Below are 22,776 nucleotides of genomic sequence, written 5' to 3'. Positions count from 1 at the left end.
GAGAAAGGCAGGGGCGATGGGATTCTTCGATAAAGGCTTCGACCCAATAAAAGGGGCGCAGAAGGCTGCGGCCGCTGCAGGAAAAGGAATCGCAAGCGCTGCCGAACAGGCATCGAATGCCGCTCAAAGCGCCGCCGACCAGACGGGACAGGCCATCGGGGACATTGCGGGCAAGGCAAAGGGCGCCATTCAGAGCATTGGAGATGCGATCAAGGACGGCCCAAATCCGAAGAGCTTCAAGTACAACACTGAGTTTGTCGATGAGCAAAACGTTGACGCATCGCCCCAATCTCAAAGGCTTGCTCCAGAGCATATGGCGAAAATGCTTGGCGATGTGGCTGAAGGGGCCGCAAACGCTGCAAGCGCGGCGGCGGCCGGTGCTCAAGGCGCCGTCGTCGCCGCCGCAGGTAAAGCGGGAGAGATCGCTGATGGGGTCAAGCAAGGCATCGAGAATGCATGGACGAAAGAACCGGATGAGTACGAGCTCGCCGTCATCGAATACAACCAAACCTATACCGATCTGGAATCGGGCGGAATCGAGCTCTACCAGTCTAGGTTGAGGAGCATCGACCTGCTGGCCCTCGTTACCGATCTGGTGAACTCGATCGCGAACACGCCGAAGTCGTTCGTGGAAGATATCGATGAGGTGTCACACAAAAAGCGAAGCTTCAAAGAGTCGGCGTCCTTCGCCCGCGAAGAGCTGGACTCGGCACGGAAATCGGCAGCCAGCGCTGGCGCCGGCGTCGCGGCAGGTATGGCCGTTGCCAGCATCGCCCCATCCGCCGCCATGTGGGTTGCCACAACTTTCGGTACCGCCTCCACGGGCACCGCGATCTCTACGCTATCGGGCGCTGCCGCGACGAACGCAGCGATGACCTGGCTCGGCGGAGGCGCATTGGCCGCCGGAGGCGGCGGAATGGCCGGTGGCACCGCTTTCCTGGCAATGGCGGGCCCCATCGGATGGGGCGTCGCAGGCGCCACGTTGCTGACCTCCATCGCTCTCTTTGTGAAAAAGCAGCACGAGATTGCCAGGGAAAAGCACGAAGAGCTCCTGTCGGTGAAGCGGAACACCGAGGCTCTCAGGGAGACGTCCGCAGCAATCGGGGCACTTAAGATAAAGACCAATACCCTTCGCGAAGAGCTGTCCGGGTCCTTTATGCCCTCATGCCGCATGTACGGCGCCGACTACCTTTCCATCTCCGACGACGAGAAACTGGCCCTGGGTGCCTTGGTAAACAATGCGAAGTCCCTGGGCAGCCTCATCGTCGAGAGGGTGGCCGCCCGGGACGGTGAATAGCCATGAACGCAGAGAAGGTACTCAAGAGCTCCCAGGAGCAGGCCGTCGCCGCATGGATCGGCTTGATCAACCAGATGAGAATCGACGACCTCATCGAGAATCTCAACCGCCAAGACCAGAACCTCGATTCCACAATGGAGTCCATGAACTGGGCGCTCGGGAAGATCGAGGACCTCGTCGTTGCGAACAGGGGCGGCAGCAAGGGCATCCATGGGTTCATCGCCGAGGTGGCCGAATGCGGGTTGGAGAATGCGCAGAGCCTCGTCCATGGCGATAAACCGGTAATGGAATGGGTGAACGACAACGGCCCCGCCGACCTTTTGCGCAACGGCGTCGAGATACAGGTCAAGTTCGTGAACGCCGGCGGCAAGTTCTCCTTGGACGCTGTGGCCGCCCATTTGCAGAAGTACCCCGATTTCCTCGACAAAGACGGCATCTATCAGATCCCGAAGGACCATCTCGACGCGGTGCGCTCCCTGTATGAGATGCCAAAGGAGGAAGCAGCCAAACTGGCGTCCTCGACCGGCGGCCCATCCTACTCAACCTGGAAGAGCATCCATGAGTTCTTCGACTCAAGCGGGTTCAGTATCGATGACCTTGAAGCCTCCAAATTCGAGTACTCGGAGGTCCAGAAGAACGCTATCGCCGACAAGATGGCCGAGGAGAAGAGCAGGCTCGCAGACGAGAGCGAGCGGATAAAGAAAGACATCTACGAGGAGCACAAGCCCACGCCTCAAGAGGGCGCGAAAGCCGCAGCGGCTGGCGCCGTTCTGGAAGCGGGAACGGCATTCGTCATTTCAATGAAGCGCCATCTCGGGAACGGAAAGCGTATCGACGACTTGACCCAGGATGACTGGGAGGAAATCGCCAAAGATTCCGGCATGGGACTCGTCAAGGGCGGGGTTCGCGGTGGAGCTGTTTATTGGCTGAACAACTACACGGCCACGCCCTCATCTGTCGCAAGCGCGCTGGTCACTGCGTCATTCGGCGTCGCAGAATGCGCTTACAGGTTCCGCGGCGGCGAGCTGACGGAGATCGAGTTTATAGAACGCTCCGAAATCGCGTGCCTCGATGCGTCCGTGAGCGCATTCTCGAGCTTCGTGGGCCAGGTTATCATTCCGATCCCGATTCTGGGCGCCCTCGTCGGCAACGCCGTAGGCGCGACCGTGTACGAATTGGGAAAGGATTTCTATAACAAACGAGAGGCGGAGCTGCTCGCGCACTATGCTCAGGAACTGAAGGCCCTCGATACTGAGCTCGATGGCGAATACGCCGCATGCATCAGCGGGCTTCGTGAGAATATGAGCGCATACATCAGACTTCTCGAGAAGGCTTTCTCCCCGAATGTAGCAATGGCTTTTTCAGGCTCTGCCGAGTTAGCGGCAAGCCTCAATGTTCCGGAAGACGAAATCCTGCACACGCGCGAAGAAGTCGATGATTTCTTTCTAAATTAGAATCAGTCAGGTTAAAGAAACAACGGCCGAGCGAAACCCAATCGCTCGGCCGTTTGCCGTCTAGAACGGATGAATCTCCTTGCACTACTATCATGCTCATAACAGCGAATGCTTGCCTAGGCAGGCAAACGGTCATCGTCTACATCGCCCACTTGAACACAGCGCGGAACAGCCAGACGAAAAAAGCCCAGCGTGACCTTAAGCGCCGCCTTGAGGAACTTACCAAGCCTCTTCATCGACGTCACCCCAATCTTCCTTGACCTTGCGGGCGCCATCCTCGGCGCCCTCTTCCTTCTCTTGCGCGAGCAGCCTCGCCAGCTCGTCCGGCACGCCCGGGACCTCCGCCCTCCCCAGCGCGCGCTGCAGGTCCCTAATCTGCGACTTCAGCGGTTTTGAGGGAGGGCCCACGTGCTCGCGGTAGCAGGCGCCGATCGCAGCCGCGTCACACAGGAAGCCCCGCACCCGGGCGAACGCCTCATCGCCGTCGAGCAGGACGCGACGGGCTTGCCCGAGTTCGGCCTCCGAGGCCAGTATGAAGCGCCACCCGCGGGACCTGCGCGCAGCCGGGATGTCGTCCGCAGGCGCGTCGGCGCGCCAGTCGTCGCGCACCTGGTGCCAGTTCGCCGTGAGCCAGAGCCCCCTCTCGGGCTCCTCGCGCATCTCGAGCTCGAACGCGGCGAAATAGACGAGGCCGCTTACGCCGACTGGAAGACCTCTTTCTGATATCTCCCCAGTTAAATTGACGTTTCCTTGCGAACAGCCTCCGGTTCTCCGGAGGCTGTTCCGTTATTTCCGCATGAAATCGGCACCCCGGAAGCTCTGTTAAGGGAATAATTACGTGCCCGAACACAGCAAGATACGCGGCGTTATTCGGCGGCATTCGGGGTCACTGAAACTGCGGAAACCGATTTTCGCGTTTTATTATTCCCGTTTGTTGACCTGGGCAAATGCAATTGACGAGGGCTTGAATCCACCTCGCAGTTTCAACTTAGTTTCGGCCGCGCGAAATCGCCCCTCGGGGGACCCGAATTGTGAATTATTCCCGCAGGGCCCCATTATTCCCGTACCGCCGAGTGCTCCGCCGTACCGCCCAGTAGGGGCATGCGGGAATAATTGAACCGTTTTCCCAGGTAAGAATGCAAAAAGAAAGCCCTCGAACCAGAGGGTTCGAGGGCTTTTATTCCCACTATTTCGCTGGTGGCTTTGTTCTGAGGCGATGCCGAAACAGCATCAGGTGGTACTCGGCAGCACCAAAACGCGAGTTCAGAAGCCAGTTTCCGCTATTCCCACTCAATCGTTGCCGGCGGCTTGCTGGTCACGTCCAGGACAACACGGTTGACCTCGGGCACCGCGTTGGTGATGCGGTTGGAGATGCGGGCCAGGACATCGAACGGTACGCGCGACCAGTCGGCCGTCATGGCATCCTCGGACGACACGGGGCGCAGCACAATCGGATGGCCATAGGTGCGGCCATCGCCCTGCACGCCAACCGAATGCACATTTGCCAGCAACACCACCGGACACTGCCAGATCTCACGATCCAGCCCGGCAGCGGTCAGCTCTTCACGGGCAATCAGATCCGCGGCGCGCAGAATCTCCAGGCGTTCGCGCGTCACGTCACCAATGATGCGGATTCCCAGGCCAGGACCGGGGAACGGTTGACGCCACACAATGTTCTCCGGCACGCCCAGTTCCAGGCCAATGGCGCGCACCTCGTCCTTGAACAGCGTGCGCAGCGGCTCCACCAGCTCAAAGTTCAAGTCCTCCGGCAGTCCACCGACATTGTGGTGCGACTTGATGTTCGCAGCACCCTCGCCGCCACCGGATTCAACAACGTCGGGGTACAGCGTGCCCTGTACGAGGAACTTGATCTCCGCGCCCGCTTCACCGGCCTCACGCACCAGTTTCAATTGCGCAGCCTCGAAAGAACGAATGAACTCGCGGCCAATGATCTTGCGTTTTTGCTCCGGGTCGCTCACGCCAGCCAGAGCATTCAGGAAACGCTCCGACTCATCCACCGTCACCACGCGGATCCCCATCGTGCCCGCGTAATCATGCTCGACCTGCTCACGCTCACCCGCACGCAGCAACCCGTGATCAACAAAAATACACGTCAGCTGATCGCCCACCGCTTTGTGCACCAGCGCGGCAGCAACCGAGGAATCCACGCCCCCGGACAGACCGCAGATCACGCGCGCATCGCCCACCTGCTCACGGATCCGAGCCACCTGATCATCAATAATCGACCCGGGAGTCCAATCAGTGCCAATACCCGCGCACTCGTGAATGAAGTTCTCAATGAGCTTCTGGCCAAACTCGCTGTGATGCACCTCAGGGTGCCACTGCACACCATAGAGCCGGCGCGACTGATCCTCGAACGCGGCAACAGGCGTTTCCTGCGTGCTGGCCGTCACAGTGAAACCATCCGGCGCCTGCTGCACCGCATCACCGTGACTCATCCACACGGACTGTTCTGCCGGAGTACCAGCAAGCAGCGCGCTGGAGGCGCCCTCGTCAATCGTGAGCGACGTATGGCCGTATTCGCGCGTTCCCGTCTTGCCGACGGTGCCGCCCAAAGCCTTCGCCATGACCTGGAACCCATAGCAAATGCCGAGCACCGGGACGCCTGACGTGAACAGCTCAGTGTCAAACGTTGGCGCGTTGTCCGCGTACACAGATGACGGGCCGCCGGACAGGATCACCGCAGCCGGATCCTTCGCAAGCATCTCGACGGCCGGCATCGTATGCGGCACGATCTCCGAGTACGCAGAGGTCTCACGGACACGACGCGCAATCAGCTGCGCGTACTGGGCGCCAAAGTCAACAACAAGAACAGGACGATTTTCAGTGCTCACAGGCTCATCGTAGCCGTACGGACGACCCATGCGCCACAATCACTGCGTCACCGTCAGCGAACCTGCCAAAGGCGCGTTGGAATCACCACCCACATACAGTTCGATGCGCGTGGCGTCCTGGATCCAGTCCTTCGTGACCGCGCTCCAGTACCGCAGTTGATTGGGGCCGAGGGGGAACGTCACCCTCACAGTCTCACCGGCCGGGATGCTCACACGTGAGAATCCCTTAAGCTCACGCAAAGGCCTCGAGGACGTGCCGTAGCACTGGTGGATGTACAGCTGGGCAACCTCGTCGGCATCCATATCCCCGGTATTCGTGACGTCAACGCTGAGCGTGGCTGTCTCACCGACGCGGATCTGATCACGATCCAAACGCGGATTCGAATACTCAAATGACGCGTAGCTCAAGCCGTATCCGAACGGGTAGAGCGGCGTGCTCGGCTCGTTGAAGTAACGCTCACCTGCGCCTTCGGGCTGGAACGTGCGGTAGTGGTTGTAGACCATCGGCACCTGCCCCACGTTGCGTGGCCATGTGATCGGCAGACGGCCGGCAGGCGAGACATCACCAAACAGCGCGGCTGCCACGGCTGCGCCTGCACGCGTCCCCGGATACCAGATCTGCATGATCGCACCGACGCCCTCATGACTATCAACACAAGTCAGGTCCAGCGGACGGGCCGACATACACAGGACAACGAGGGGGGTTCCCGTCTCTGCCAGACGCTGAAGCTGCTCCAGTTGGCGCCCCTGGAGTTCCAAGGTGGACACGGAGGCCTTCTCACCGATCTGGTTCTGATGCTGGCCGATCACCACGACCGCAACATCGCTGCGTGCAGCAAGTTCCACGGCGGCGTTAATGTGCGCATCATCATCCCAGTCCTCGGGGGTGCGATCCACGACCGTATCATTATCGTCGAACATCGAGGGATACAGGCGCTCCCCTACTCCCGCGCCAGGTTCAAACTCAACGTTCACATCCTGACCGGCGCGCTGGCGAATACCGTCCAGGATCGTCACTGTTTCATCGGTGTCGTACTTGAAGCACCATGGGCCCAGTGGGTCTCGCCGTGCATTGGCCAGCTCACCGATCACTGCGATGGAAGACGTCTTGTCTGCCTTGAGCGGCAGCGTGGAGTGTTCGTTCTTCAGCAGCACGAATGTGCGTTCAGCAGCGTGCTGTGCTGCGTCGCGATGCTCAGGTGTGGACAGGGTTGCGGCAGCGTCTCCCTCGTCAACGTAGGGATGTTCAAACAGGCCAAGGTCGAACTTGGCGCGCAGTACGCGACGGACAGCTTCATCCAGCACCTCCATCGAGACACGTCCGTCCTCTACCGCTTCGGGCAGGTGCTCGTATGCGGCCTCGAACATCGCCATTTCCATATCAAGACCGGCGTTGACGGCTCGCGCGCCCGCATCGGGCAGGTCCTTGGCGAAGTGTTGGACGGTGAGCGAGTGGACAGCGTTCGCGTCAGACACAACGAACCCCTTGAAGCCGAATTCGTCGCGAAGCGTGTCGGTCAGCAACCACTTGTTGCCCGAGGCAGGCACGCCGTTCAGATCCATGTACGCGCTCATGATATTGCGTGCGCCAGCGGCAACAGCGTCACGGAAGGGAGGCAGATACACGTTGTGAAGTTCCGAATCGGACAGGTCGACGTCTTCGTAGTCGCGGCCGCCGCGAGCCGCACCGTAGCCGGCAAAGTGCTTGGGACCGGCAAGGATGGCGTCACCTGGCACAGCGTCGTCCGCACCCGCACCGCCCTGGAAGCCTGCCACCTGTCCGGCAGCCATCGCACCACCCAGGTAGGGATCTTCACCTGCTCCTTCAATGATGCGACCCCATCGCGGGTCGCGTGCAATGTCGACCATCGGTGCAAATGCCCAGTGAATACCGACTGAACGCGCCTCGCGTGCTGCGATGCGCTGGGCGGCCGAGGCACTGTCAGGATCCCAGCTTGCTGCCATTGCCAGTGGCACCGGGAAGATGGTACGCAAACCGTGGATGACGTCGTAGCCGAAGATCAATGGGATTCCGAAACGATGGTGCTCAATCGCCAGTTTCTGCAGCCGGTTCGTCTCAGAGGCTTCGTTGACGAACAGGAGTGATCCTACTCGCCCCGCTTTAATCGCTTTTTCCACCATCGCGCGTTGGGCTGTGTTCGCATCATCTCCGTCAGCGGGCGCGCCGTCCTGCTGGTTCAACGCCATAGCGAGGTAGAAGTACTGGGTCAGTTGTCCGGCTTTTTCTTCAACCGTCAGGCGTCCCAGCAGGTCGTCGACGCGTTCAGTGGTCGACAAAGCAGCATCTTGGAATGGGTAAGCAGCGTCAGTCATCATTGTCCTTTCACGGCAGTTAACACCCTAATATTACAGTCGGTAAATTAGAACATCAAGGCCGTTCTCTTCTTGTTATCGCATTGTCGAACGCAGTTCATCTTTCTGCGTCATGCTACGTCGTATGAACGACCCCCCAACCGTGCCTGATGCGCCTCTTATTCCGCGAACCGCCCGCCATTGCCGGACCTGAACGCATGGTCATCGACGTGAATACAGGCGAGTTCGCGGCAGGGCAACGCTGAGCGATCTACTGACAACCCTGGTCGCGCGCCCATTGCGTTGCCGCGTTCACCGCTTGAGCCGGTTCCATCGTCACATCCGGTGCGATCGGATCTTCCGCGTGAGTCGTTCCCATGCGGTCTTTCGTCACGCCGACTGTGACCACAAGCTGCTTTCCTCCATACAGCGGGAACGGTGTATTGACCGTGGCATATCCTGCGGTCGGCTGGCCAAACACGCGCGTATTCGGTACGCCTTTAAAAGCGAGCAAAGCCTGCTCACCGGAGCTGCCAGTGTGTTCACCGGTGACAATCGCGACCGGCACCTCTGACTTTTCCGTGATGTCAACGGTCGTGGGCCTTCCGCCGCCGCTGACCTTCCCGCTCTCCAACATGACGGCGCTTTCGCCTCCGCCCGTAACAAAGTAGGACACGGGACCGTCAGGAATCAGTGGCGAGATACCGGCAATCATCGGCCCCATGTCGCCACCACCGTTTTCACTGAGGTCAATCACCGCCGCGCACACATTCGCTCCGGACACAGCTTGCGCAATAGTTTGCGCGTACTCGCTGCCCTGGTCGGGTGTGCCCATAAACGCGGGCATATGAACAGTCACGACACCGTCGTTTTCTTCCACGCTCGGCGCTTCGTACTCGTCGACGGCTTCTTGCGCTTCGTCCGCCGTCATGAGGAATGAGTGCTTCGTTCCCGCAATTTTGACGGCATCGGACAGGACAGCGTCGACCTCGTCAATGCTGGTGGCTTCGCTGATTGCCTGTTCGACTCGTGGGCGCTCATCCTGCCAGGCTTCGGACGATGCGTTGATTCCCTGGTCAAGATGGCCGAGGGCGACTTCACCGTAGCGCTGTGGACTGGGCTCAGTCAGCCAAATACCGAAGTTGGGTCCCCACCTGACGACAGCGACTCCAAGCATCGCAGCGGCGACAACAATCAGTGCCACCAGGGCGATGATGATTCGTTTGGCAACCGTGGACATGGACTAAGCTCCTCACGTTGACGTGTCGGTCTGCGTTCCATTATGAGGAGGCAGGCCCATGCGTGCGAAGACAGCCCCATCTACATTGCGGGGTAGAGCTGACTCTACCCCGCATATGCAGATCGTTGAGCGCCTGTCAGTGCGCGAAGTGACGGGTTCCCGTCATGTACATCGTGATGCCAGCGGCCTGTGCCGCTTCGATCGACTCGTTGTCGCGGATCGATCCACCGGGCTGAACGACAGCTTTCACGCCGGCATCGATCAGCACCTGGAGGCCGTCAGCAAACGGGAAGAATGCGTCCGAGGCGGCAACGGCACCTTCGGAGCGACGCTCCGGCTCGTCAGCGACCACATCAGCCGTGCGTGCACCGCCCGCCGAATCCACCTTGTCAGCAGCGGCGTCACCTGTTGTGCGACCACCCAGCGTGTTCGCGCGTTCGACCGCCAGACGGCAGGAGTCCACGCGGTTGACCTGCCCCATGCCAACCCCGACGCTTGCTCCGTCGTGAACCAGCAGGATTGAGTTCGACCGCACGGCTCGCACGGTGCGCCATGCGAACTCCAGGTCCCGCAGTGTTGCCTCATCGGCCGGCTCGCCTGCCGCCAAAGTCCAGTTCGCCGGATCGTCACCGTCAGCGTCAATGTCGTCGCGTTCCTGCACCAGCAGTCCCCCGGAAATCTGCTTGAACTCCAGGGCTCCGCGTACCGGTGGCACTACCTGCAGGATTCGCAGGTTCTTCTTCGTTTCCAGTACTTCCAGTGCGCCTTCGGCGTAGGAGGGCGCCAGGACGACCTCGGTAAAGATCGGTTTGATCTGCCTGGCCAGTTCGACGCTGACCTCACGGTTGACTGCGATCACTCCGCCGAATGCTGACACAGGATCGCATGCATGCGCCTTGCGGTGTGCTTCCGCCACATCTGCGCCAATGGCGATCCCACACGGGTTCGCGTGCTTGATGATGGCCACGCACGGCTCGTCATGGTCAAATGCTGCGCGCAGTGCTGCGTCACCATCGGTGTAGTTGTTGTAGCTCATCGCTTTGCCATGCAGTTGGCGCGCGTTCGCGATGCCAGGCAGCAGGTCCTGGGTCGTGTCGTCGCCGTCCTGTTCATCGCCTGGCTCGTCAAACTCAACGTCAACTTCGCCCTCGCCCATCAGCTCGACGATGTCGCCGTATACGGCGGCATCCTGATGCGGGTTTTCGCCATAACGCAAGGTGTGGAGGCGTTCGAAAGCAGAGACCAGCACCGGTGGCCACTGTGCGTCATCAACGTCATCGGCTTCAGCCGACTCGTCAACATCAAGGTCAGCATCCAGTTCGTCTTCGAACCAGTCAGCGATGGCGGCGTCGTAATCTGCTGTGTGACGGAATGCGGCCGCTGCCAGTTCGCGACGCTCCTCCAGAGTGAATCCCTCAGAGCGTGCAGCGTCGATCACCGCGTCGTATTGCTCCGGGTTGGTAGCAATGGCAACGGAGGGATGGTTCTTCGCAGCAGCGCGCACCATCGACGGGCCGCCGATGTCAATCTGCTCAACACATTCGTCGAATCCTGCGCCCGAGTCAACCGTGTCCTCAAATGGGTACAGATTGCATACCACCAGGTCGAATGCTGCGATCCCCAGGTCTTCGAGCTGCTGGCGGTGATCGGCTTTGCGCTGATCAGCGAGAATGCCGGCATGGATCTTCGGATGCAGCGTCTTGACGCGGCCTTCCAGCACCTCGGGGAAACCAGTCACGTCTTCCACGGGCGTCACAGGAATCTTCGCGTCACGGATTTTTTGTGCAGTTGAACCGGTGGACACGATTTCGACGCCAGCATCAGCGAGTGCGCGAGCCAGGTCAACCAGGCCGGTCTTGTCGTAAACGGAGATCAGTGCTCTGCGGATCGGGCGGACATCAACGGGTTCGAGGTTATCCAAACGGACTGACAATTCTTCCTCCAAGGGGGTTCAAGGTCGGTCCTCAGCGCCCAGGCGGGCGGCGCCGTGCGAGGCTGCTTCAGCCGCTTCCCGGTGGTCCTCCACCCTCGCCAGTTGCGGCCTCTTTTAGTGTACGAGGGCGGCGCCGGATATGCGACTAGCTGTGATCTTTCAGATCTTCGTCACTGTTGTCAGTATTGTCTGACACGGCGATGGGTTCCGTGGGCGCAGCGCTGGCTTTGAGTGCTTCCATGCGGGCATCCGGAGCACGCGGAGGAGCGGGCAGTTCTTCTGTCGCCTCTTCTTCCAGCGCCGTTTCCTCTTCCTCCGGCGTCTCTTCGCCGGCTTCATTCAGGTCAGGAGCTGGAAGGGGCGTCTCCCTCGTCGATGACTGGGCGCGATTCTCCTTCCATGCGGCAATACGCGCCTTCGTCCACGCCGTCAAAGCTGCGGCCGCTCGGCGCACCCACGCGATCGTGGTCGGATGTGCTGCCAGGGACACCGCGAGCGCGACCATGCACACTTCCAGTACGACGAACAGCACGCTCCACCACACGCGCGGGCCAACGACACTCAGACGGGTCGACCCCAACGACATGCGCGACGAGGCAAGCCATGCTGCGATGACGAGCGCAGTGATCACGGTGGCCACTCCCATCGCAGCCGCCTGCTTCCACAGGTGCGTCATACGATGCCGCCACGCCGCCCATGCGCCCAGCAGGATTCCCACTCCCACCAGCGCCCAGGCCACCCAGTGGCCCGGAGCTGTCTGTGGGACGGCCGCAAGGATCGGGATCGCCGGAATCGGCGCAACAGGCGCGTTCGCCGCTGAATGGAGGGCGTCGGCACCCACGTAGAAACCAGGCCCCGCGATCCACGCCAGTGCGCATGCCATGATCGACGGAGCAAACAAGGCCTGAACAATGTTGATGATGACCGTGTCCTTGGTCGAAGCAAAGAGCAGTTCGTGGATACCGGAGATACGCTGAAGAGAAACAAGGATTGACACGGCGCTCATGATCAGGCTGAACAGCACTGTCAGTGCCACGGCAACGCGACCAAGGCGCAGCCCTGACCACAGCCATGTCAACGATTCGCGCCGTTCAGATGAAATCGTGGGCCATGTCCACGTGTGTCGAGCAGCAACTACCGCCCAGGTCGCTGCCAGAAGCGGAATGACGAGCGCACCGGGCAGTGCGCGCCACACGTTGATGTGAGCCGAGGACGCTCCAGCTGTAATGAGCGCCGTGACTGCAAACGTGGGGACAGCCATCCACTGCGCGGCGGCAGGAAAATCCCGTCCCGGCAGCAGAAGAACACGCAAAATGATGATCAGCAGCGCTCCGAGCAGTGTCGGAATGGCGAGGATGTCGCTCTGCCCCACCGTGATCGGCGCTCCCAGCGTCGCAGCCCAGAGGTCACCACCCACTGCCCGAGCATCGTCCCAGCTGGTCGACGCCAGCCAGGGGTTCTGCGAGACGAACCAGTACCCCACCAGCGTCACGACCATCATGAACGCCCATCCGATCAGGGCCGCCTCAATGCCGGCCAGGCCGGAGCGTGCCCACCCGTCAGGCAGTGCGATGCGGATCGTGCGTCGCCGCACGGCGGTGCGAGTGGTGTGAGGTTCCTCGTCGTGCACCTGAGGTGCCGATTCATCGGTTCCGTCAAGGTCGAGGCGTTCAGTTTCTTTTTCCGAATTATCCAATTCGGGTTCATCATCACTGTCTGCCTCATCGTGAGCCGGCACAAAAATCAGCGACGCACCGGCTTCACGGTCTTCCTCCTCAAGCCACGCGCCAACCACCTCGGTTGGGATCTCATCAGCGGACAGGTCCGCTTCTGCGCGCTGCCTGTCAGGGCGCTGCGATGGGGAAGAGTCAGGTGAGTGCGTCATCGTTCTTCATCGTCTCGCATCCGCGCCCACACATGGAGGTGCACCGCCGACCATGAGAAAGTTCATTCACGATCAGCGGTGCACGACCGGATGTTATTTCTGCAGAATCTCGCGAGCGATGATGGCAGTTTGGGAAGGTGTACGACCCACCCGCACGCCGACGGCCTCGAGTGCTTCAGCCTTCGCCGCGGCCGTGCCGGAAGATCCAGACACGATCGCGCCGGCATGCCCCATCGTCTTGCCTTCCGGAGCCGTGAAACCGGCAACGTAGGCCACCACCGGTTTGGTCATGTGTTCGGAAATCCACTGAGCTGCGCGCTCTTCCGCGTCGCCACCGATTTCACCAATCATGACGACCAATTCGGTGTCGGGGTCATTTTCAAAGGCTTCGAGCGCGTCAATGTGCGTGGTGCCAATAACCGGATCACCACCGATTCCCAGGCAGGTGGTAAAGCCGATGTCACGCAGTTCGAACATCATCTGGTAGGTCAGTGTGCCTGACTTCGATACCAGTCCCAGCCGTCCTGGGCCGGTAATATCTGCCGGGGTGATGCCGACGTTCGACTGTCCGGGGCTGATAATGCCCGGGCAGTTCGGTCCGATCACGCGCACGCCCGCTTCACGTGCGCGAGCCACGAACTCCGTGGAGTCAGCGACCGGGATGCCTTCAGTGATGACCACGACCGTCTCCACGCGGGCATCGACAGCTTCGAGTACAGCGTCTTTCGCAAATGCCGGCGGCACGAAAATGGCGGATACTGTGGCACCCGTTTCCTTCACCGCTTCTGCAACCGTTCCAAACACAGGGATGTCGACAGGGCCGTCGGTGACCTGGTCAGCCATCGGCCCGTATCCCTGGACATCGAATGTCACGGACTGTCCGGCTTTGCGCGGGTTGACGCCGCCGACAATGGCGGTGCCCGAGTTGAGCATGCGCTGGGTGTGCTTGCGTCCCTCTGATCCGGTCATGCCCTGGACGATGACGCGTGAGTGTGAGTCAAGAAAAATCGACATGAGAAGTCTCCTTGTGCTTCCAGGTTTCAGGCCAGCGGGGCGGCCGGATCGGATGTGTCTTCAGGGTCGGGCTCGACGCCGGCAGCCAGCTGCGCCACCATGCGGGCTGCTCCGTCCATGGTGTGTGCCATGTGGACCAACGGGTGACTGGCTTGCTGGAGGATTTCGCGTCCCTCATCAACGCGGTTTCCGTCAAGGCGCACCACCAACGGCTTCGTGGCGTTGTCACCGAGGATCGACAGTGCTTCAACGATACCTTGCGCCACCTGGTCGCATGCAGTGATCCCACCGAACACGTTGACGAACACGGCGCGCACCTGTTCGTCTCCGAGGATGACATCCAGGCCCTTGGCCATCACGTCAGCGGACGCTCCGCCGCCGATGTCCAGGAAGTTCGCGGGCTTGACACCGTATTCCTCACCTGCGAGCGCAACAACGTCGAGGGTGGACATCACCAAGCCGGCACCGTTACCGATGATGCCGACTTCGCCCTGCAGTCGCACATAATTCAAGCCCGCAGCTTTCGCCATTGCTTCGCGAGGGTCTTCAGCTGCAGTATCGATGAACTGTTCATGCTCGGCATGACGGAAGCGCGCGTTGTCATCGAGCGTGACTTTGCCGTCCAGCGCGATGACGTCGCCTTCTGGTGTCAGGACGAGCGGGTTGACTTCCACCAGCGTGGCATCTTCGCCGTGATAGGTGTCCCAGAGCTTGACCAGGACGGGCACGATCTTTTCGAGCGTGTCGCCCTCGAATCCTGCTTGAGTCAGGATGTCGCGCGCAACGTCCTCGTCAATGCCGCGCTGCGCATCCAGGGGAACGCGGGCCAGTGCTTCGGGGCGCTCCTTGGCGAGGGTTTCAATGTCCATGCCGCCTTCACGTGAACACATCGCCAGGTGCTGACGGTTCGCACGATCGAGCAAGATTGAGAAGTAATATTCCTCGGCAATATCGCATCCGGCGGTGATCATCACCGTATTGACGGTATGCCCCTTAATGTCCATGCCGAGAATCTTGCTGGCATGTTCGCGGGCCTCGTCGCCGCTGCGAGCCAGTTTGACGCCACCGGCTTTCCCGCGGCCGCCCGTTTTCACCTGCGCTTTCACGACGAGAAGGTCAGCGTTCAACGTGTTCGCAGCGTCAACTGCCTGGTCAGCCTCGGTGATGACGATACCCGGCAGGATTGGCACGTCATGCGATTTGAACAGTTCCTTCGCCTGGTACTCGTATAGGTCCACGCCTGTCTCCTTTTCAGTATTCGCACGATCTTCTTCGACGCCACAAATTACCTTGACATCGAGACATCGCCTTCAGACTACCGTGAAGGAGGCCTTCAGTCCTACCCTTTGGACAAAATTCCTATGAAATCTTCGTCAGCGGAGCCATTCGGATCAGCAGATTCTTCGTCCGGCCGGCAAAGTCAATACGCGCCACGGCCCGCGCCCCACTGTTTTCCACGCTCAGCACGGTGCCACGTCCGAACGTCGCATGCTCGACCACGTCACCGGTCTTCAGTACCAGCGACGTCGTGTCCGAGGGAGGCTCCGCCTGCTGAGCCGGTGGAACTCCCATTCGGACGGCGCGCCGACCCGCAAGGCGGAAAGCAGCGCTCCTCAGATTTGAATGCCCTGACCCGAATGCCGGTGCCGCATCAGCGTCACCGTACCGGTCGGTGCGTTGTCGGTGCACCTGACGCAGGCGTTCTGTCGATGTCATGGAGGAGCGCTCATCGATCAGCTCGGGCGGAATGTCATCCAGGAAGCGTGAGGGCGGCAATTCCTGCGGTGTGCCCCAGGCGGAACGCTGCCCCGCCCTCGTCAGGTACAGGCGTGAGCGGGCTCGCGTGATCGCTACATACGCGAGGCGGCGTTCCTCTTCAAGTTCAGCTTCTTCGCCCAGGGAGCGCTGGTGCGGGAAGATGCCATCCTCCATACCGGTGACGAAAACAACGGGAAATTCCAGGCCCTTGGCGGTGTGAACGGTCATCAGCGTCAGAAAGCCGCCACGCTCCTCATCGGACGGCACCTGGTCGGAGTCAGCCACCAGTGAGACGCGTTCGAGGTAGTCGAGCAGCGTTCCTTCCGGTTCACTTTGACGGAACGTCGTGGCAGCAGTGTGCAGTTCAGCCAGGTTCTCCACGCGCGATGCATCCTGAGGGTCATCTGAGCGCTTGAGTTCGGCAAGGTAGCCGGAATGGTCAAGGATCTCGTCGAGAATATCGGCTGGCGGCGCGCCGGCCCTGTCCAGTGCGCGTGCGGCTTCAAGCAGCCCCCAGAAACCTGCGACAGATGCAGATGCCCGCGGGGTAAGCCCCTGAACGGACGGGACAGGGGCGCCGGCAGATTCCGCTGCTGACTTTTCTTCTGTTTCAGGGATCTCGATCCCTTCCCCTTCACCAGCGGGACTGCCTGCGTGGACCCAGACGTGTCGAATCGCTTCACCCAGCGACACGTTATACAGGTCTGCGTGCGCCAGCAATGCACCCTCGGCGCGCGCACCGATGCCGCGGCGCGGAGTGTTGAGGATCCGCCGCAGCGACACCGTGTCGTCGGGGTTGACCACGGCCTGCAGATAGGCGATCGCATCCTTGATTTCCTTGCGTTCGTAGAAGCGCGTGCCACCCACCAGGCGGTAGGCGATTCCCTGTTGGACCAGGAGTTCTTCCAAGGCACGTGATTGCGCGTTCGTGCGATAAAACACCGCGATGTCACCCTCGTCAATTCCCTGATCGTGCAGGCGACGGATTTCTTTGATGAGGAAACGCGCTTCGTCATATTCGCTGTCCAGTGCGGCCACCACGATCGGCGCCCCGTCACCGTGAGCGGTCCACAGATTCTTCGGGCGGCGGCCCTGATTGCGGGCAATGACGGCGTTGGCTGCGGACAAAATGTTCTGCGTGGATCGGTAGTTCTGTTCCAGCAAGATCGTGCGGGCACCGGGAAAATCGCGTTCGAATTCTTCGATGTTGCGGATCGTGGCGCCGCGAAACGCGTAGATCGACTGGTCCGAATCACCCACAACTGTCAGCTCCGCGCTGTCGACACCGTCATCGCCACTGCCGGTGAGCAGTCGAACCAGCACATATTGCGCGTGGTTCGTGTCCTGGTATTCGTCGACCAGGATGTGACGGAAACGTCGGTGGTAGTGCTCAGCGACGGCGGGTTTGTCGCGCAGCAGGGCTACTGTGCGCGAAATCAGATCATCAAAATCGAGGGCATTAGCCTGGCGCAGTCGTTTGTCGTATTCGACATACGCTTCCGCCACAACCTGCGAGATCGGATCGTTGGGCGCATTCGCCTCGAACTGGGCGGGAGCGACCAGCTCATTCTTCAGGTCAGAGATTCGTGCGGCCACCATTTTCGGCGTGAAGCGTTTGACATCGACGTTGGCGGCTTTGAGCACCATCTGTATCAGACGCTGCGAATCTTGCGCATCGTAAATCGTGAACGTTGATGTCAAATCTGCCGCAGCGTGTTCCTTGCGCAGGATCCGCACACACGCCGAGTGGAATGTGGACACCCACATGGATCTTGCCGCAGGCCCAATCAGGTTCGCCACGCGTTCACGCATCTCAGCTGCCGCTTTGTTCGTGAAGGTGATCGCCAGGATTTCACTGGCGCGTGCGCGCCCCGTTTCCAGCAGGCAGGCGATGCGATGGGTCAGCACACGCGTCTTACCTGACCCGGCACCAGCCAGAATCAAAAGCGGACTGCCCTCGTGGGTGACGGCGTCGCGTTGCTGATCGTTCAGCCCGTCCAGCAGCGCATCGACATCTGTGTCATTGACGAGGGCGGCGTCAGGCTCCGTTGTCGCCTGGGTGAATCCCAGGTCCGGAAGGGCGATACGTGGCCGTCTGGTTGAAAAATAACGCTGATTCATCGACTCCACTGTAGGGCATCGCACGGGCATTTCCGTACCCGCGCGATGCCCAGGGCGGATGTGACAGCGATCTTAGGCGCGGTGGCGACGCATCGTCAGCGCAGCTCCCACGCCGGCAAGGACCAGGGCAGCAATCGCAACTGAATCGGTGGCACCTGTCCGCGCGATCTTACCGGTCTGAGGGGCACCTGCTGGCGCCTTTCCCTCCTCAACGGGACGCTGGGCGGCCGGGCAGGAGACGCGCACAACCAGGCCATTGGCCGCTGTGACAACATCACCGGCATCGGTCGACACGGTCAGTGGCAGCTCGACTACCTGTCCGGGGGTCGCCGAGCAGTCAGCCTGAGCAGTCAGCTCAACCTGAGCCTGACCTGCACCATCAGTGGTGATGATGCTGGCCTCCGTATTGGCCTGAGGTTCGACCAGTGAGTTATTCACCTTGGCGGTTGCCTTCTGGCTTCCTGCACTCACGGTGACCGTGTCGGTGATTCCCGGGCCTTCACTGAAGGACAGTCCACGCAGGTCGATCGAGATAACCGAGTTGTTCGGCACCGCCTCACCTGACAGTGACAGGCCGACTGATCCTTTAAGTGCTCGAGGGGCCAGTTCCCCCTCGTGAGCCTTGAGGTACTCATTGAAGTAATCCCTGTCGAGTCCCTGTGAAATGACCGGTTCACCGCCGTTGGTCAGGGCGTCGAAGCTGTCACCGCCACTGAGCAGGAACGTCACCGACCCCACCGTGTAGGAGGCGGACTCGTCGATCGGAGCTCCGTTGACGAGGACGGATGTGATGCGCTCACCGTACGGTTTGGCGGGATCATAGGTGTAGGAGACATTGGAGGAAAGGCCAAGCTTGAGCATCGGGCGGGAGTTTTGCGAATTGAGGTTGGTCTTCCACTGTTGTTCAAGTGCCTGCTTAATGTCAGAGCCTTTGAGGGTCACGTATCCAATCTGGTTCGAAAATGGCATGACCGCGAATGTGGAGGCGTAGGTGATTTCGCCCTTGTCATTGGCCTGAAGATCGGCTCGCAGGCCACCGGCGTTGATCATTCCGATGTCCACGGGTTCGCCGTCAGGGGTGGTCACGGCGTGACGCATTGCGTCTGCAGCCAGACCTCCCAGTGTTGATTCGATGCCACGGTTGGATCCGGGGCCGGCCGACTCCCCCTCGGCCTTGTCGAAGACTCCGCGTGAGAACTTCGCGTTGGGAGCGATTGTGGCAACAACGCTCTGGCCTTTTTCTTTCGCCATCTTCTCAGCGTTGGTGACGACGTCCTTGATGTCAGGATCCTCGCCGCATTGCGCGATTTCGCTGGCGGGGATCAGGTCCGCGCTGGATTCAACAACTGTGTTCTTCGCGGTGTCGTACTGGATGTGCAGCACGCCGAGGTTGTCGGTGTACGAGCCGGAAGCTACCGCTGAGAGCTTGTTACCTTCGGCTCCGTCCACCATGTCGAAGTCGTATGGCACGTGCGTGTCACCACCCATGAGGCCGTCGACATTCTTCCCCATCTTCGGGAAGTTGTTCTTCACGTCGTCGTCAAGCATGGCGATCACAACGTCGGCCTGTCCGCTCGACTTGAGGGAACCTGCAAGGTCGTTAACAGCCGCAATGGGGTCTTCAAATGTCAGGCCCTCAGTGGTTTTGGGTGAGAGCTTGTAGGGAACGTCCTGCGCTATCGCACCAATGAAAGCGACCTTGACACCGGAGGGCGTGCTCACAATCTTCGTGTCACCCAGGTAGGGTACTTCTTCGCCCTGATCATTACGGTAGGTGCCCATCCCTTTGACATTGGCTGCCAGGTAGGGGAACTGAGCCTGGACGAACTGGTCGGCAGCTGAACCGTCAACCCGCTGCTTGAAGACCTCCTGGCCCATGTCGAGTTCGTGGTTGCCGATCGTCGAGGCATCCGGGCGCAAAAGGTTGAGAGCTTCAATTGTGGGATTATCGTTCAACGAGCCGCTGACGTAGGGGCTTGCTCCGATGTTGTCGCCCAGCAGCGTAAACGTCGAGTTTGTGTTGGCTGCACGGGCCTGGTCAAGGTAACAGCCAACAGCGGCAAGACCGGCTTCGGTCACATTCCCGTCCTTCGATACCTGGGAGATATGACCGTGAACGTCTGTAAGCTTGTACAGATCAAGAGTCACAATATTGTTCTGCCGGGCGGCTCGCTCCGATGTAGGCGACGCCGGTGCTGGTGCTGGTGAGTCAGAAGAAGCCGACATGGGCTCAGCATCTGACTGCGCCGTGTCGGCCTGTGCGGCTACTCCGAAGCCTAAAGTTACAAACGTGCCGGCTGCAATTCCTGCAGCCACGCGACGACGATACGTGGTATTCACCATTGCTCCTTTACGCGGTCACTAGGTGCGTGCACATCGTAACAAGATGACCTACATCACTCCAAGGGGGCAATTGAAGTTGACATTCTCTGAAGTCCGTAGTTTAAGTCACACCATTGAAAGATCGAATACCCCGCTGTAGCCTCTAAGTATGAATCTGGTAGTAGATACCGCTGAGGCGCATAAGGCTGCCAGCGAGGCACATTCAACCGCCGCAAGTATCCGCAGCATCACGCTCAACGCACCACAGGGAACGGGGCGTTCGGACGCTGCCTGTTCATCCTTCACAACAGCGTTGCAGGAAAGCATCGCCGCAGCAGGCAAGCAGGTCGAGACATTCGCGTCGGGCATGGACACGGCGATCAAGACGTTTGTCCACGTTGATACCACACACCAAGGCCGATTTTCCTCAACCTACACGCAGCAGCCCTAAGGGAATGAGACTGAGATGGCAATTGACACCAGCGTCGAAGCTGATCCGTCGCAGATAGATTCATCTGTCGCATCGCTGAACGCAGCAAAAGACTCACTGGATGACTACGTCGATAACCTTTCGGACGTTCGTCGCTCCACCAGTGATGCTCTGGAGGGCGAAACACATGACGCGTCTGTCAACAAGATCAGCACAGCGATAGATTCTCTGCTCGAGTGCGCAAATTCTTTGGGCAGATTCACAACAGCACTGACAACGTTTTCTGGCACTATCAGAGGAATTCGCAACGATTTTGCTCAAGCACGAAGCACAGCATCCGGCAATGGTCTGATCGTCACGGGCGACGTGATCAACGAACCAACTCCGCCCGTTGGCGACCCCAGTCCTGCTGAAATTGCTGAGTACAACAGGAAGGTCACGGCGTACAACGCCGCGGGTGAAACTGCTTACCAACTGCGTCAAAGTGAGCAGGAAGCGCACGAGACAATGGATAGTGCGTGCGAAGACCAACTCAATTTCCTCGAAGAGCTCATTAAGAGCCTATTCCCACCAGGTCTTGGGTTGGCTCTGGCACCTTGGGCTTTCTCGCGCGCCAAGAACCTTGGTAAAGCCGCACAGTGGCTGCCGATGGACTCAAGATTCCGTTTCGCGCCACGCGGGGCAGGTGGCAAGTTCGTCTCCCCCAAGAGCATGGGCACGTTCGAGCGGCTTTCATCCATGACCAAAGCGAAGAACTGGGTGGCAAAATCGGGTCAGGCAGGAAGTACCGCTGCGAAGATTTCGAAGGGCGCCTCGAAAATTCTTTCGCATCCTGCCACCAAGTGGGTCGGCAGGGGCATGAATGTCCTCAGTGCCGGACTGAAGGGGTACGAGCAATATCAAGCCGATGCCCATAATCCTCAGATGGGTGAAGGCGAGCGTATCGCGCGTGCCGGTACGCGCGCCGCTGTCAGTGGTGTCAGCAGCTGGGCTGGAGCTACGGCTGGCGCGAAGATCGGCGGTATGATCGGAACGTTTGGTGGACCCGTTGGAATTCTCGCGGGCAGCCTCATCGGCGGTGCAATCGGAGGACTTGCGGCATCGAAGTTTGGGGATGCGGTGGGAGACAGTGCACTGTCACTGGTCTCCAAACTATTCCACTGAGCTCATGAGTGACGACGGGCTATTTGAAAGGAGGATCCTGGCTTGATTGCCTTGGGATGTATTTTTGGGATCCTGATGGCTGTGATGTGGGCTTTAGCTATGTTCACTGACACATGGCCAGGGCGTTTTTTCCGCAAGCAGGCGCAGTGGCTTGGTTCTAAGAACTCAATAGCCCTTGGCGAGCCTTCGATCGCTCTTTTCTTCTTCGCTGGTTCTTTAGTTCTGGCACTCACAGGCAATCTGCAGGACAGTCAACTTTCCAAACCGCTATCCGCACTCATGCTGGCATTGATTTTTATTCCCATGATTGGCGTCATTCTCAGTTTCTTTAACTTTGATCTTCCCAAACAGATGTATCCCGAATGGCACGAACAGCAGCGCGCTCTGAAAGCCTCGCGCGTGGATCACACCACTGAGTCCGGTACCGATGCTCAAAGGAGCGATGCACAATGAGTGGCATGACATCTGACAGCTCTCCAACAGTTCACGGGCATGTCGTCAGCGCCCTCCTTCCAGAGGGGTGGACGCAAGTGAAACCCGACAACCCGGCGGGTTCACAGTCTCAGGGAAATGACTCGGCAATCGACTGCATCGCTGCGCAGACGCAGAACAGCGGCGGTGGCGTATACGCACCGAACCTGGTCATCACCGTCGCGTCGGTTCCCAACGACCTAGGCGACCTGGAGTGGCGAGACACCACCACGCACGCATTGCTCAACGAAATCCCAGGGTTCGTCCTGCTGGACCTGTCTGAAGTCGCCACGCAAAAATGGAAGGGTTTCGCGCGCCTGGGGTGCTACATCCTCGATGACGAATCCATCACGATACGTCAGTTCACGTGGCTCGATCCAGACCAGCCGCGCGGTTACACGGCAACGCTGTCGTGCGCGACCCGCGACTACGGCGCACACTACGAACTTTTCGAAAACGTTGGTGCAAGCCTTGAGGCGATGCCGGCCGCGCCAACCGACCACTCACGCGAAGGATAGT

The 22,776-nt window shown here is 59.8% G+C and carries 16 protein-coding genes and 1 riboswitch; of the genes, 6 read left to right on the top strand and 10 right to left on the bottom strand.

Annotation, left to right across the window (positions count from 1 at the left end; genetic code table 11):
- Nucleotides 1–16: 16 nt before the first annotated feature.
- Nucleotides 17–1,297: a hypothetical protein gene (locus tag BLT69_RS01775; RefSeq protein WP_092648247.1), complete on the top strand. Its 1,281-nt coding sequence runs from the start codon at nucleotides 17–19 to the stop codon at nucleotides 1,295–1,297.
- A 2-nt stretch (nucleotides 1,298–1,299) separates the two neighbouring features.
- Nucleotides 1,300–2,751 carry a hypothetical protein gene (locus tag BLT69_RS01770; RefSeq protein WP_092648246.1) on the top strand — a complete coding sequence of 484 codons (1,452 nt, stop codon included), beginning with the start codon at nucleotides 1,300–1,302 and terminating at the stop codon, nucleotides 2,749–2,751.
- Nucleotides 2,752–2,970: 219 nt separating this feature from the next.
- Here BLT69_RS01770 and BLT69_RS01765 read toward each other — a convergent pair whose 3' ends face one another.
- From BLT69_RS01765 to BLT69_RS01720, 10 genes are all read right to left on the bottom strand, one after another.
- On the bottom strand, nucleotides 2,971–3,411 hold the full coding sequence (locus tag BLT69_RS01765; protein ID WP_257590369.1) for a hypothetical protein: 441 nt from the start codon (nucleotides 3,409–3,411) through the stop codon (nucleotides 2,971–2,973).
- Nucleotides 3,412–4,031: 620 nt separating this feature from the next.
- The gene (gene guaA / locus BLT69_RS01760; RefSeq protein ID WP_257525372.1) at nucleotides 4,032–5,606 is read right to left on the bottom strand and encodes a glutamine-hydrolyzing GMP synthase; all 1,575 of its coding nucleotides are present in this window, start codon (nucleotides 5,604–5,606) and stop codon (nucleotides 4,032–4,034) included.
- Nucleotides 5,607–5,645: 39 nt separating this feature from the next.
- A complete protein-coding gene (locus tag BLT69_RS01755; RefSeq protein ID WP_257590368.1) occupies nucleotides 5,646–7,943 on the bottom strand; it encodes a glycoside hydrolase family 3 N-terminal domain-containing protein in 2,298 nt (765 codons plus the stop codon).
- Nucleotides 7,944–8,190: 247 nt separating this feature from the next.
- Nucleotides 8,191–9,159, bottom strand: coding sequence for a S41 family peptidase (locus BLT69_RS01750; RefSeq protein WP_092648244.1), 969 nt, complete (start codon nucleotides 9,157–9,159; stop codon nucleotides 8,191–8,193).
- A 136-nt stretch (nucleotides 9,160–9,295) separates the two neighbouring features.
- Nucleotides 9,296–11,092: a bifunctional phosphoribosylaminoimidazolecarboxamide formyltransferase/inosine monophosphate cyclohydrolase gene (locus tag BLT69_RS01745; RefSeq protein WP_092649048.1), complete on the bottom strand. Its 1,797-nt coding sequence runs from the start codon at nucleotides 11,090–11,092 to the stop codon at nucleotides 9,296–9,298.
- A 29-nt stretch (nucleotides 11,093–11,121) separates the two neighbouring features.
- Nucleotides 11,122–11,208: riboswitch (ZMP/ZTP riboswitch) on the bottom strand.
- Nucleotides 11,209–11,237: 29 nt separating this feature from the next.
- The gene (locus BLT69_RS01740; RefSeq protein ID WP_092648243.1) at nucleotides 11,238–12,977 is read right to left on the bottom strand and encodes a cell division protein PerM; all 1,740 of its coding nucleotides are present in this window, start codon (nucleotides 12,975–12,977) and stop codon (nucleotides 11,238–11,240) included.
- 93 nt (nucleotides 12,978–13,070) lie between these two features.
- The gene (gene sucD, locus BLT69_RS01735) at nucleotides 13,071–13,991 is read right to left on the bottom strand and encodes a succinate--CoA ligase subunit alpha (protein ID WP_058236204.1); all 921 of its coding nucleotides are present in this window, start codon (nucleotides 13,989–13,991) and stop codon (nucleotides 13,071–13,073) included.
- Nucleotides 13,992–14,017: 26 nt separating this feature from the next.
- On the bottom strand, nucleotides 14,018–15,229 hold the full coding sequence (gene sucC, locus BLT69_RS01730) for an ADP-forming succinate--CoA ligase subunit beta (RefSeq protein WP_092648242.1): 1,212 nt from the start codon (nucleotides 15,227–15,229) through the stop codon (nucleotides 14,018–14,020).
- A 121-nt stretch (nucleotides 15,230–15,350) separates the two neighbouring features.
- Nucleotides 15,351–17,870, bottom strand: a complete 2,520-nt coding sequence (locus BLT69_RS01725; protein ID WP_257590367.1) for an ATP-dependent helicase — start codon at nucleotides 17,868–17,870, stop codon at nucleotides 15,351–15,353.
- Between the two features lie 72 nt (nucleotides 17,871–17,942).
- Entirely contained in the window at nucleotides 17,943–20,213 is a 2,271-nt protein-coding gene (locus tag BLT69_RS01720; protein ID WP_092648240.1) for a bifunctional metallophosphatase/5'-nucleotidase, read from the bottom strand.
- 148 nt (nucleotides 20,214–20,361) lie between these two features.
- Between BLT69_RS01720 and BLT69_RS01715 the strand changes: the two genes are divergently transcribed.
- Genes BLT69_RS01715 through BLT69_RS01700 form a run of 4 tightly spaced genes read left to right on the top strand, consistent with a single transcriptional unit; the run spans nucleotide 20,362 to nucleotide 22,775 of the window.
- A complete protein-coding gene (locus BLT69_RS01715) occupies nucleotides 20,362–20,643 on the top strand; it encodes a hypothetical protein (protein WP_058236207.1) in 282 nt (93 codons plus the stop codon).
- 15 nt (nucleotides 20,644–20,658) lie between these two features.
- Complete coding sequence (locus tag BLT69_RS01710; protein WP_092648239.1) at nucleotides 20,659–21,786, top strand: tape measure protein; 1,128 nt, start codon at nucleotides 20,659–20,661, stop codon at nucleotides 21,784–21,786.
- Between the two features lie 42 nt (nucleotides 21,787–21,828).
- Nucleotides 21,829–22,239, top strand: coding sequence for a hypothetical protein (locus BLT69_RS01705; protein ID WP_092648238.1), 411 nt, complete (start codon nucleotides 21,829–21,831; stop codon nucleotides 22,237–22,239).
- A gap of 5 nt (nucleotides 22,240–22,244) precedes the next feature.
- Nucleotides 22,245–22,775 (top strand): hypothetical protein, encoded by a 531-nt coding sequence (locus BLT69_RS01700; protein ID WP_157886306.1) that lies wholly within the window; start codon nucleotides 22,245–22,247, stop codon nucleotides 22,773–22,775.
- Nucleotide 22,776 lies beyond the last annotated feature (1 nt).

Source organism: Schaalia radingae (assembly GCF_900106055.1).
Lineage (GTDB): Bacteria > Actinomycetota > Actinomycetes > Actinomycetales > Actinomycetaceae > Pauljensenia > Pauljensenia radingae_A.
This window is presented reverse-complemented; position numbering and strand designations above follow the sequence as displayed.